General features: G+C 56.1%; 10 protein-coding genes and 1 rRNA gene. 6 read left to right on the top strand and 5 right to left on the bottom strand.

Translation table 11 applies throughout. The features are described 5' to 3' along the window. Positions 1-153 precede the first annotated feature (153 nt). Positions 154-630, top strand: a complete 477-nt coding sequence (locus QC816_RS00055; RefSeq protein ID WP_085917026.1) for a Dps family protein — start codon at positions 154-156, stop codon at positions 628-630. Between the two features lie 58 nt (positions 631-688). On the opposite strand, the gene QC816_RS00050 is transcribed toward QC816_RS00055, so the two are convergent. Then, a complete protein-coding gene (locus tag QC816_RS00050) occupies positions 689-2,155 on the bottom strand; it encodes an aminoacyl-histidine dipeptidase (RefSeq protein ID WP_264823652.1) in 1,467 nt (488 codons plus the stop codon). Between the two features lie 32 nt (positions 2,156-2,187). Further along, positions 2,188-4,368, bottom strand: a complete 2,181-nt coding sequence (locus QC816_RS00045; RefSeq protein WP_264823653.1) for a tRNA(Met) cytidine acetyltransferase TmcA — start codon at positions 4,366-4,368, stop codon at positions 2,188-2,190. Positions 4,369-4,689: 321 nt separating this feature from the next. Between QC816_RS00045 and dctP the strand changes: the two genes are divergently transcribed. The 4 genes from dctP to QC816_RS00025 all read left to right on the top strand — a co-directional run bounded on the left by dctP (position 4,690) and on the right by QC816_RS00025 (position 9,550). After that, entirely contained in the window at positions 4,690-5,793 is a 1,104-nt protein-coding gene (gene dctP, locus QC816_RS00040; protein ID WP_066318211.1) for a TRAP transporter substrate-binding protein DctP, read from the top strand. 82 nt (positions 5,794-5,875) lie between these two features. Further along, a complete protein-coding gene (locus QC816_RS00035; protein ID WP_085917023.1) occupies positions 5,876-6,379 on the top strand; it encodes a TRAP transporter small permease subunit in 504 nt (167 codons plus the stop codon). Beyond that, positions 6,376-7,701 carry a TRAP transporter large permease gene (locus QC816_RS00030; protein ID WP_085917022.1) on the top strand — a complete coding sequence of 442 codons (1,326 nt, stop codon included), beginning with the start codon at positions 6,376-6,378 and terminating at the stop codon, positions 7,699-7,701. Before QC816_RS00035 ends, QC816_RS00030 begins: the two co-directional genes overlap by 4 nt. Positions 7,702-7,927: 226 nt before the next feature. After that, positions 7,928-9,550 carry an ABC transporter permease gene (locus QC816_RS00025; protein WP_233337435.1) on the top strand — a complete coding sequence of 541 codons (1,623 nt, stop codon included), beginning with the start codon at positions 7,928-7,930 and terminating at the stop codon, positions 9,548-9,550. 21 nt (positions 9,551-9,571) lie between these two features. Here the strand turns inward: QC816_RS00025 and QC816_RS00020 are convergent, their stop codons facing one another. Next, positions 9,572-10,684, bottom strand: coding sequence for an ABC transporter ATP-binding protein (locus tag QC816_RS00020; RefSeq protein WP_085917020.1), 1,113 nt, complete (start codon positions 10,682-10,684; stop codon positions 9,572-9,574). 199 nt (positions 10,685-10,883) lie between these two features. Here QC816_RS00020 and QC816_RS00015 point away from each other — a divergent pair, with 199 nt between their 5' ends. Next, positions 10,884-11,909 carry a Fe(3+) ABC transporter substrate-binding protein gene (locus tag QC816_RS00015; RefSeq protein WP_085917019.1) on the top strand — a complete coding sequence of 342 codons (1,026 nt, stop codon included), beginning with the start codon at positions 10,884-10,886 and terminating at the stop codon, positions 11,907-11,909. A gap of 72 nt (positions 11,910-11,981) precedes the next feature. Here QC816_RS00015 and QC816_RS00010 read toward each other — a convergent pair whose 3' ends face one another. Together QC816_RS00010 and rrf are read right to left on the bottom strand one after the other, a co-directional pair. Continuing rightward, positions 11,982-12,170, bottom strand: a complete 189-nt coding sequence (locus QC816_RS00010; protein ID WP_085917018.1) for a hypothetical protein — start codon at positions 12,168-12,170, stop codon at positions 11,982-11,984. Positions 12,171-12,306: 136 nt separating this feature from the next. After that, positions 12,307-12,395 (bottom strand): 5S ribosomal RNA (gene rrf, locus QC816_RS00005); the annotation flags it as partial.

The following is a 12,395-nucleotide window of genomic DNA, read 5'->3' as shown; positions in this document are numbered from 1 at the left end:
GCCTCGTCTGCATTTATTGGTTATAGATTGATAGGTAATGGGCTAGCGCTATGGCGGCAATGCAAAAAACCTGCTTTGCAACGCTAGTCCGCCCTCTTAACCTAATCACCAACATTTGTCGCCGCGCAGCGGTGCCCATCAAGGAGTCTAGATATGTCCGATACCAACAGCATCGGTCTTCACGAAGGCAGCGCCAGCCAGTTGGCAGAAAAACTCAATCACCTGCTCGCCAACTATCAGATCTTTTATATGAACGTTCGTGGCTATCACTGGAACGTCAAAGGTAACGACTTTTTCGAGCTGCACGCCAAGTTTGAAGAATTTTACACAGACTTGCTGACGAAAGTGGATGAAGTTGCCGAGCGTATCCTCACACTGGGCCACAAACCTGTCCACGCCTACAGTGACTACATCAAGCTCTCGCGTATCGAGGAAGACAAAGACGTCCATGACGGCACCGCCTGCGTCAATGGCGTACTGCGCGGCTATCAAGCGCTGATCGAATTGCAGCGTGAGTTGCTGTCCATCGCGTCAGATGCTGACGATGAAGGCACCGCATCGCAGGCAAGCGATTACATTCGCGAGCAGGAAAAAACCGTCTGGATGCTGAACGCCTACCTCAGTAAATAAGCGTTTCAGAAGCCGGTCGTCGAATGAAAACGGCACCCATCGGGTGCCGTTTTTGGGTTCAGGGGTTATGCGCCAGGTCTTCCACCAGCGTTTTCAGCAAGCGCCAGAACTCGTCCACCGTTGCCAGCTCCACGCGCTCATCCGGCGAGTGCGCACCGCGAATCGTGGGGCCAAAAGACAACATATCGAGATGTGGGTATTTACTGCCCAGAATACCGCATTCAAGCCCCGCATGAATTACCTTGACTGCTGGCTGTTTCCCTAACAGCGACTGGTGGCAGGCGTTAAAGCGCTTGAGCAGATCACCGTTGGGGTTGGGTACCCAGCCCGGGTAGCCGTGCTCGACGTTAACTCGTGCCCCGATCAGTTCAAACAGTGCTTTAAAGCGGTCCGCCATCGCCGTGACGGCGCTGTCGTGTAGCGAGCGCACCAGTGCACATAGGTGAAAGCGCCCTTTATCGAGGCTCACCACCCCCAGGTTGTTGGACGTTTCAACCACACCGGGCACATCGGCACTCATCCGCTCGACGCCACAGGGGGCTGCATGCAACGCGGCCACCAGCATCGTGCTGGCATCCAGTGTCAGCGGTTCAACATTTCTACTTGGGCTAAGAGGCTCGGCAACCAGCCGCATACCCTCATCACCACTGCCCAGTTCACGCTGCAGCGTTTGCGTCAATTCGCTAACAATAGCCAGCGCCTCTTGCTGCTCGTCAACGGGCAGGGCGATATCGGCAAAGGCTTCGCGAGGGATCGCATTGCGCAGTGTGCCACCCTGATAGTTAAGTAACCGGGCATCGACATGCTCGAGGGAGCGCAGCACGCGTACCAACAGGCGGTTGGCGTTACCCAGCGGCTTATGAATATCCATCCCCGAATGGCCGCCCTTTAATCCCGTCAGCGACAGTCTGAGCAGGCACTCATCGTCCCTGAGTGCAGCACTAGGTAGTTGGGCATTCACGACCACATCGGCCCCACCCGCGCAGCCAATAAACACCTCGCCATGATCCTCGCTGTCGAGGTTAAGCAGGCGCTCTCCTTCCAGCCAGTTTTCGGCCAGATGCAGGGCACCGCCCATTGAGGTTTCTTCCTCAAGGGTAAACAAGGCTTCCAGAGGGCCATGGGTAAGCGCGGGGTCTTCAAGCAGCGCTAAAATCGCGGCCACCCCAAGGCCATTATCAGCCCCGAGGGTCGTGCCCTCGGCATGCAGCCAGCCGTCAGCGACATAGGTCGCGATCGGGTCACGCTGGAAATCATGCGCGTGCCCGGCATTGGCTTGAGCCACCATGTCCAGATGACCCTGCAAGATGAGCCCTGGGACGTGCTCATAACCCGGGGTGGGCGGCTTGCGCAGGCGCAGGTTGCCAAAGGCATCACGGTCGTGGGCCATGCCTTGTGTCGCTGCCCAGGCTTCCAGCAACTCAACAAGCTGGGCCTCATGGCCGGATGGGCGAGGCGTATTACACAGCGTACGAAAGTGCTGCCACACGAGTGTGGGGGTCAGCGCATCAAGATGTTCGTTCATGGAAACTCTTTATCATGGATAACCGGCTTACTTTAACGGTCCCGGGCAGCGGGGGGAAGCGGTTGCTGAGCCCAAAGGGTTCGCACCGCCTCGCGTAGCGCTTGCACAGACACGCTCGGCGCATCGTCAAGCGGCTGATTCTGGAACGCCCAGGCGGCCAGTTGCTGGTGCGCTGATTGACCCGCTGCCGACAGCGGCCAGCGACTCGCTTCGCGGGCCAGTGCCTGCAAGGACGACCGGGCAAGCGCGGGAGCTCGATGTGCTGTCGCCACATCGTCGATATCCTGCCACTCAACCTCAGTCAATGGCTGCTCGGGCAGTTCGTTAATCACCAGGCTCACCACCTCAGCGGGCAAGCGCGCCAATTCAAATGCCAACAAGTTGGGCAGCTGGGAGATAAATCGTCCGGAAAGGGCATCCAGCACTTTTTCACCTGCTGGAGTCAGGGCGCTTGCCACCATAATGGCGAACTCACCGCTTGACGGTTCACGAGTAACGCCCAGGCGCACCGTTCTAAACCCTTCGGCACGCCAGAAACGCAGCAGCCCTGCATCGGCCCCAAAGGTCGCGCCATACAGCATGGCGCCCTGACCGACGGCTTGTTGCCGGTCGTCGCTCAACAGCCTGCCCCCCACCCCCTGACGACGCCAGTCAGGGTGGCAGGCAATGCGAACCACCCGCCGCCAACACGCTGTCAACGCATCCCGGCAGCCCGAATGTGCCGCCAGTGATTGAGCCATTAAATGCCCCTGGGGGCGGCGTTCTCCGCGCGCCACCTGATCAGCAAGGTCCACCGCAAAGCCTCCTTCTTCACGGGTGACCAGCACCGCCTGCGGCCGCTGCCGATGGCCGATAACGCGCAGGCGCATACCGGGGCCATCCAGCAACTGGCGCAAGTCGCTGGGGGTCGTTCGATAGTGAGACTGCACCAGCAGACCAAATAGTGGGGCAAGAGCCTCCTCGTCCAGGGCAAGTTCATCTCTGGGGACCTCATAGGAAGCAGCGGGTAGCGCTAATGCTTCTTTAGCGGTGGGCAGCGGCGCGTTCAATAGCAACAAACGATTGAGCGTTTCTTCAAGCGGATCCGCCGCCTGCCAACGAACCGGTGTATCAAGGGTGAGTGCCTTCCAGTCCGGTGTCTTCACATTCAGCACTTGACGAAAACGCAGCGCAAACCCGCGCCCGGAACCTTCGTAGCCGTGGACGGTGGTGGCAAACGCAAGTCTGGGAAAGGCGGCCAGCCATTGTGCTAACAGCGCTGGCGGCAGTGCTGCGGCCTCATCGACCATCAGGTAGCTGCCGTCGCCACCCAGCTTACCTGCTGTCACGTGTTCGCCAAGCGCATCGGGCGCAACGAACAAAAGTTCAGCGCCGTTGGTGAATATAAATCGCTCTGGGGTGGTTCGATTGCCATCAGGGCATAGCGCTGCCACACGCTCAAACACAGCTTCCACGGCGGCCAGGCTTGGGGCGGTGACAATCACTCTCGAGGTTTTTTGCTGCTGTAGCAGTCGAACACAGGCAATGCCCAGCGCGGCGCTTTTACCACGACCTCGGTCGGCGGTGATGACCAGCGGCCGCCTGCGTTTGAGACCAACCAGTGCCCTGACGGCAGTGGCCTGATCCAGCGTGATGCAGTCGGTATCCTCGGGCTTTTGCATTATAGGCGGCGTGGCCACAAGACGCCCCAGTCGAGGCAGCGCTCCGGGTAACCAGCGGATGATCTGTTCTGACGTTTTCAACTGAGCGGCCAACCGTGCCAGGTAGCGCGCTGTCAGGTCGTTCCACTGCCAAGGGGAGTCAGCGATGCGCGCGTAGTCCGGGTCGGGCTCCCGGCCCCAGTCGGTGGGCGTGATCAACACCAGCAGCCCACCCACTGTCAGGGTCCCGCCAATGGCGCCTAGCGCATCAGGATTGAAGCCACCTGCGTGATCATGGGCATTGACCACCACCAGTTGATGCTCGGCACCGAGCCGATTAGGGGCCTGATTGGCTTTCATTGCGGGTTGAACAGGCGCGGCCTTGCCTATCCATAATGGGGAACGCCATGCCCGCGACTTCCATAACGCAACTGCTAGCGCTTCACATTGCCTGGCACCGCCTTGCAGCCAGACAAGCTGACGCCAACGCCGCCTTTCCAACTGTCTTGCCCGTTGAACCAATAGCGTGATCGACCGTGACGCTACCGCTTCGCCGGTTGGTAACGACGACATAACATCTCCTCGACGGGATAGACAGCTTACAACTTTGGTTGCATCACCGAGACCCTTTCAACGTTTTTCACACTTAGACCCTGTTGCCCGAACAATCCAACAACAAACTAACCACATGATTTATATATAAATAAAAAACATCTTCACCCTGCTTGCCAGCCATCAACCTAGCACAGCACGGATGTTGCATTGCAACGGCCAGAATGTGCTAATTTAAGCATGCAGGGTAATTCATTCCTTTACGTAAACGTAATGCATGCCAACTGCACGAACTGCATCCAAATCCCCTAATAAATCTAACGGCGACCAACAGGATCCAACATGAAAAAAACTGCCAAGTTTGCCATCACAAGCCTCGCTGCTGGTGTTGCATTAGCAGCCATCTCTTCGACCGCTCATGCCCAGCAAGAGTGGACCATGACCACGACATGGCCAGACAACCTGGATCTAATTAAAATTGATCAGCATTGGGTCGAGTTGGTCAACCAGTTGGCGGGCGACGAGCTGCAGATCAACTTCCGCGCCGGCGGCACGCTGATGCCGGGCACCGAGGTGTTTGACGCCACCGAAACCGGCGCCATCCAGGCCTCGGGCGACTGGCCAGGCTACTGGGCAGGCCGCAGCCCGGCGTTTTCGCCGCTAGCCACAACCACCAGCCTGTTCAACGGCGTTGACTACCTCAACTGGATTCAGCAGTGGGGTGGCTGGGACCTCTATCAAGAAGTATATGGCAACTACAACATGGTGTATCTGCCTTACGGGATCACCAATAACGAATCCGGCTTCATGGGCAACACGCCCATCGAAAGTATCGCCGATCTTGAAGGCAAGCGCCTGCGCCTGTCAGGCCGCGATCAGGGCCGCGTCCTTGAAGAGCTGGGTGGCTCACAGGTCACGCTGGCCGGTGGTGAAGTTTACCAGGCGATCGAGCGCGGCGTGATCGATGCGGGTGAATTCTCGACACCAGGCGTCGACTATAACGCTGGCTTCTCTGAAGTAGCCGATTACTGGTCGACACCTGGCTGGCACCAATCGGCCAGTGTCTTTGGTGTAATGATCAACAAAGATGCGTGGGATGAGCTTTCCGAGGAAACCCAGGAGACGCTGAAAATTGCTGCCGACGCGACAATGGCGTGGTCACTGGCATGGTCAGAGCGCCAATCCACCGAGGCAACAGTGAAATTCCAGGAAGATGGCGTCGAAATCAGCACCCTTTCGGCCGAAGACCTTGCCACCATCCAAGATGCGACTAACGAAGTGATTCTGCGCGGCGCATGTGAAGACCCGATGCATGCAAAAGTTTATCACTCCATGATCAGCTATATGGAACACTACGCGAACTGGCGTGACATCACCGTGCCGTTCAACATGAGCCGCTCCATCGACAACCTGCCATCGCTCGAAGAAATCGAAGCCTGCATGTAATTGATTGTCGATAGCCGCCCCGATGCCACCGTCGGGGCGGTTTTACGTCAAGTGCCTATACTTTAGAAGCGGGAGATGTCCCATGCATGCGATCGCAAAAGCCATTGACAGGTTCAATGAGCTCTTTGGGCGAATTGTTGCGCCTCTTATCGCGGTTATCACACTGATTGTGCTGTATGACATCGCGATGCGTTTTTTCCTTGGACGCCCAAGCGACTGGGCCTTTGACGTGACAAAAATGCTCTTCGGCGCCCATTTTATGCTGATGGCCGCCTATGGACTTCGTCACCATGCTCACGTGGAAGTCGACGTATTAAAACGCCTTTTATCCCGAAAAAAACAGGCAGCACTGGAACTCGCCGGCTACGCCATCTTTTTTGTACCATTTATCTGGCTGCTGTTAACCCAAGGCTGGGCCTTCTTCGAGCGCTCCATTAGCCGTGGCGAGACCACTTACGGCATGGTGGCCCTGCCGGTTTATCCTGTAAAAGGCGTGATTGTCCTGGCAGCGGTTTTGATATTGCTGCAGGCCATTGCCATCGTGCTGCGCGCTATTATCCAACTGCGTGAGGAGAACCACGCATGAGTGCAGAATTACTGACTCTGGTGATGTTTGGCGGCCTGTTAGTCGGCCTGTTCATGGGGCATCCGTTAGCGTTTGTGCTGGGGGGCGTGGCCGTCATTGGTGCCTTTTTGGGCCCGGGCGCCAACACCCTTGGCATTATTATCAATAACGTCTATGGCAACGCCATGGATAACTACGTCCTCGTCGCCATTCCGCTGTTTATCCTGATGGCGCGGTTTTTGAACGACTCAGGCGTGACCGAGAAAATGTTCGATGTCATGCGTTTATTACTCGCCAACCTGCGCGGCGGGTTAGCCCTGACGGTGGTCGTGGTCTCGGTGTTGCTCGCTGCCACAACAGGTATTGTCGGTGCTTCCATTGCCGTGATGGGTATGATTGCCCTGGTACCGATGCTCAAGTATGGCTACAACAAAGAACTGAGTGCCGGTGTCATCATGGCCAGCGGCTGCCTGGGGATATTGATTCCGCCCAGCATCATGTTGATCCTGATGGCGAGCTATTCCCCCGTATCGGTGGGTGCGCTATTTGCCGGGGCGCTGGTACCCGGCCTGCTACTCGGCGTCATGTATGCGCTTTACGTGTTGATTATCTGCTATGTAAAACCCTCATATGGCCCGAAGGTGCCAGCAGCGGAACGCGCCGAAGTCAGTACTCGGCAGCTTATGGTCATGCTTGCGAAGTATGTCGTTCCGCCGATGTCATTGATTTTGGGCGTATTGGGGGCTCTGTTTACCGGTATTGCAACGGCCACCGAAGCGTCCGCCATCGGGGTTTTCATCGCCTTCATCCTGTTCATGATTTTCGGCGACCGCAAACTCTCCACCTGCTACAGCACGATGATCGAAGCGGGCAAAACCACCACCATGGTAATGCTGGTACTGGTAGGCGCCACGGCGTTTACCGGCGTGTTTTCGATTGGTGGCGGTATGGAGGTTATCAGCGAGGTCGTCCTGTCCATGCCAGGTGGTACGTTCGGCGCTCTGCTGCTGATGCTCTTTCTGGTATTCATCCTGGGAATGTTCCTGGACTGGACAGGAATCGTGCTACTCAGCTTCCCCATCATGCTACCGATTGTCGAGACGATGGGCATCGATGTGCTGTGGTTTGTGGTAATGGTCGCCGTTGTGCTCCAGACCTCCTTCCTTACCCCCCCATTCGGCTATGCCCTGTTTTATCTCAAAGGGGTGGCACCGCCTGGGGTAGAGATTGTTGACCTCTACAAAGCGGTTATTCCGTTTGTGGCGCTCATTCTCTTCGCGTGCGCACTGATGGCTTTCTTCCCCGTCCTGATTACCGGCTTACCCAGCTTATTGGTCGGTTGATCTTCATCATCCTTCAAGTCGTTCAGCCCGGCATAAAGCCGGGCTTTTTTTTAACAGCACGTCACAAGAAGCCAAGTGGCTGCAGCTGTCGACGGCCGATGGTACTATTCCTCGCCGTGCGCACCCTATGTCGCTGCGATATCCGTTTGCTTTTGCAAGGAGTCTTCTCGTGTCCCGCTCCACTTCTGGTGAGTCAGCCGCACAGCGGCCCAGCCCTCAGCGAAAACTGAACCTCTGGTCGGCAGTACTCATCGGCGTCGCGTTAGTGGTGGCGCTGCCTGTCATCGTGGTATTTGCACATATTGCACTGCCCACCGATGGCGTATGGCAACACCTCGCCAGTACCGTGCTACCGCGCTACCTGAACAATACCTTCTGGCTTGTCGTCTGGGTGGGAGTCGGCACCCTGATCATCGGCACGGGAAGCGCCTGGCTGGTCGTCATGTGCCGCTTTCCGGGCAAGCGGTTATTCGAGTGGGCATTACTTCTTCCCCTGGCTGTGCCTACCTATGTCATCGCCTACGCCTATACCGACTTCCTACAATTTGCCGGGCCCTTTCAGAGCGCCCTGCGTGACATGTTCGGCTGGGAACACGGCGATTATTTTTTCCCTGACGTTCGCTCGCTAGGCGGTGCTGCCACCCTTATCACCATGGTGCTTTATCCCTATGTTTACCTACTGGCCCGGGCTTCCTTTCTAGAGCAGTCGGTCTGCGTTCTCGACGTTGGCCGTACTCTGGGTCGCGGCCCCTGGCGCCTGTTTTTCAGCATTGCGGTTCCGCTAGCACGCCCGGCGCTGGTAGGCGGCGTATCATTAGTACTGATGGAGACCCTCAATGAGTTTGGCGCGGTCCAGTTTTTTGGGGTCGATACTTTCACGACGGGCATATATCGAACCTGGTTTGGCATGGGCGAGCCAGTCGCCGCCGCCCAGTTGGCTGCCTGCCTGCTAAGTTTTGTGATTGTACTGGTGTTACTTGAGCGCTGGTCCCGCGGCAAGCGGCGCTACTTCCACACCACAAACCGGTATCAGCAATTGCCTGAATATGCGCTTCATGGGTGGCGGGCAGCCGCCGCCACTGGGGCATGCGCCATTCCGATCATTGTCGGATTTCTACTGCCCAGCGGCATTCTGCTCGATTTGGCGCTGACGCAAGGCGATTCTCTGTGGGGATCGCGCTTTCTCGGCTTTGCGTGGAATAGTCTAAGCCTGTCGGCGCTAGCGGCCATCATCGCCGTCGGTACGGCGGTACTGCTTAGCTATGGCGTTCGGGTACACGACACAGCGCTTGCGCGCTTTACAACACGTATTTCGGCGATGGGCTATGCCATTCCCGGTTCGGTAGTGGCAGTAGGGATTCTGATCCCCTTTGCCTGGCTGGATAACATCATCAATACGGGCTTGCAGGCGTATAACGGCCAGATCATTGGCCTGATCTTCAGCGGCTCGGCCTTTATTCTGCTCTACGCCTACGTCGTGCGCTTTCTAGCCGTTTCCTTCAATGCCGTAGAAGCCAGTCTCGGCAAGGTCACTCCCAGCATGGATGCGGCCTCTCGAACCCTGGGGCAAACGGCGGGCGGCACTTTGCGCTACGTGCACACGCCCTTGATGCGCAGCAGCTTGCTTGCGGCGGGCATTCTGGTATTTGTCGATGTCATGAAAGAACTTCCCGCGACGATCATACTGCGGCCGTTCAATTTCGATACGCTTGCCGTCAGAGCGCATAACCTGGCATCTGATGAGCGCCTGGCTGAAGCCTCCACTTCATCATTGGCGATCGTGATGGTCGGCATTCTGCCGGTGATACTGCTGAGTATGGCCATGCGTCGTTCACGCCCTGGGGCATAGCCGTAACCGCCAAGAATGTCGTTAACTGTCCTCAGACGCGTGAGGAAACACGAATACCTGAGACAAATCCAAATGAATATCGATCGGTTGGCCTTCAGCAGGCAGAAAAACCCCGGGAACCCTGGCATGCAAGTGGGCTTCCTGGCCGTCGTCTGCATGGGCACAAAGATGCAACAGACTACTGCGGCCGAGTAACTTCGCCATCACGATATGACTATGTGCATGGGAATTAGCCGGCAGATCGCGCTCGATGACACGCAAGGCTTCCGGGCGAATCATCACTTGCACGGCCGTCCCATCAGCAATGCCTTCAGCCGGCACCCACCCCACAGGCGTTGTAACGTGCCCTTCTTCAACCACGCCTTCGATCTCATTGACCTCACCAAAAAACGTCACCACGAATGGATCCTTGGGTGAACAGTAGAGCTCTCTCGGCGTGCCTGTTTGTACAATACGCCCATCGCGCATCAGTGCAATACGATCCGCCATGAACATGGCTTCTTCAGGGTCATGGGTAACCAGTAAGGTCGCAGCTCCGACCTTTTTTAAAACGTGTAGCGTATCGTCCCGTATCCGATCCCTCAGCCTCGCATCCAGGCTTGAAAAAGGCTCATCCAACAGCATCAGCCTCGGCTCAGGCGCCAACGCCCGGGCAAGCGCCACACGCTGCTGCTGACCGCCCGACAGCATATGCGGATAGGTTGACGCATAGTTCGCCATCCCCAGCTGAGATAACAGCTCCTCGGCACGCTCACGCCTGGCACTGGCCGACAAGTGCTTCAGGCCAAAGGTGACATTTTCCAGCACGGACAGATGAGGGAATAGCGCCGAGTCCTGGAATGCCAGCCCCACGTTACGCTTTTCTGGCGGCACGTGACGCAGTCCCGGCGCGGCAATTTGTTCATCTTGCAGGCTGACGCTGCCTTCTTGCAGCATTTCCAAGCCCGCTGCTATTCGCAGCAAGGTGGTCTTGCCACAGCCGGAAGGGCCCAGCAGGCAGACCACTTCTCCCGGCGCCACGGTAAGATCCACACCCTTTACAACGGTATTCTGGTCAAAAGCGTGTTGCACCTGATGCATCGCTAGCGCCGTTTCATTAAGCGCTTTTTGCGCCGCCTTCATTGTTGCTGTCATTGCATCACCGTTCTATTCCCGGTTGCCTGACCAACAGACAACCATATAATACGTTTGAAAGTAATTAACATTCTATTTTCTATTTATCCTATATGCACCCTTCAACGGTAAGTCATCTTGACGTTAACGCTGCAAAAAGCTGTAATAATCAAGTTAATAATACAACTTATTATCATTAGCAATATAAGGATTATCGCCGATGAAAACTGCACGTTTCGCCGCACCTATCGCGTTTGCTCTCGCCAGCTCTGCCTTCGCAAGCCATGCACTGGCGGATGAGCTTAATATCTACTCTGCTCGTCACTACGATTCTGACGAGCGACTTTACGATGCTTTCACAGAAGAAACGGGTATTGAAGTCAATATCCTGGAAGGTGATTCCGATCAGTTGATCGAACGCATCCAGCGCGAAGGTGTTGCCAGCCCTGCCGACATCATGATGACGGTTGATGCTGGCAGGCTGTGGCGCGCTGAACAGGAGGGGATTTTCCAGGGAATCGAATCCGATGTGCTAGCTGAACGCCTACCTGAATCCATGCGTCACCCTGAAGGGCTGTGGTTCGGATTTAGCCAGCGTGCACGGGCGATCTTCTATAACCGTGAGAACGTGGATCCCGGTGACATCACGCGTTACGAAGACCTTGCTAGCGACGACCTGGGGTATAGCATCTGCATTCGTTCGTCCAACAACATCTACAACCAGTCCTTGCTCGCTTCGATGATTGAGCATCACGGTGAGGAAGGCGCTGAAGAGTGGGCTCAAGGCGTTGTCGATAACATGGCACGTGACCCAGAAGGCGGTGATACAGATCAGATCCTTGGCGCCGCCAGCGGCGAGTGCGATCTAGCCGTCGCCAACCACTATTATTACGTTCGCCTGCTGAAATCGGACGATGAAGCGGATCGCGAGGCTGCACGCAACGTCGGTATCATCTTCCCCAATCAAGATGATCGAGGCGCTCACGTCAATGTCGGCGGTGCCGGTGTTGTTGAGGGTGCTCCTAACCGCGAAAACGCGGTGGCATTCCTTGAGTTCCTGGCATCCGATACGGCTCAGGAAATCTTCGCGTCGGGTAACAATGAATTTCCCGTCGTGAATAACGTCAAGCGTGACCCTGTCCTCGAATCATGGGGCAACTTCAAAAAGGATGATGTAAATATCAGCATTCTGGGAGAAAACAATCCCGAAGCGATTCGCATCTTTGATCGGGTCGAATGGCGTTAATACCCAGCGTTAACCAAGCAAAAAGCCCCACGGTCGACCGTGGGGCTTTTTTTGTCACTGCATTACAGCCGCTTACTCTTCAGCAGCCTCTTCCATTTCGTCACCGGCCTCTTCAATTTCATCGCCAGCTTCTTCCATGGTTTCATCAATATTTTCGCCCGCCTCTTCTGCAGGGCCTTGATCATCGCCACAGGCGGTCAGACCGACGGCGAGAAATGCTAATAAAAGCGCCACACCAATAGCTTTGAATCCTTTATCCATCACCATGCTCCTTCTATCACGGTAGTTAAACAGTTAAACGCCGTTTCATATTAGGTGCTACACATAAATCACGCCAATAAATGGCACATACAAACAAAAAACCCAGCCGATTGGCTGGGTTTTCTGCGGTATAGGTGCCTGACGATGACCTACTCTCGCATGGGGAGACCCCACACTACCATCGGCGCGAAGCGGTTTCACTGCTGAGTTCGGCAAGGGATCAGG

Source organism: Vreelandella janggokensis (genome assembly GCF_031451615.1).
GTDB lineage: Bacteria > Pseudomonadota > Gammaproteobacteria > Pseudomonadales > Halomonadaceae > Vreelandella > Vreelandella janggokensis.
Note: the sequence above shows the minus strand (reverse complement) of the source record. Positions and strands in the feature narration are given on the sequence as shown.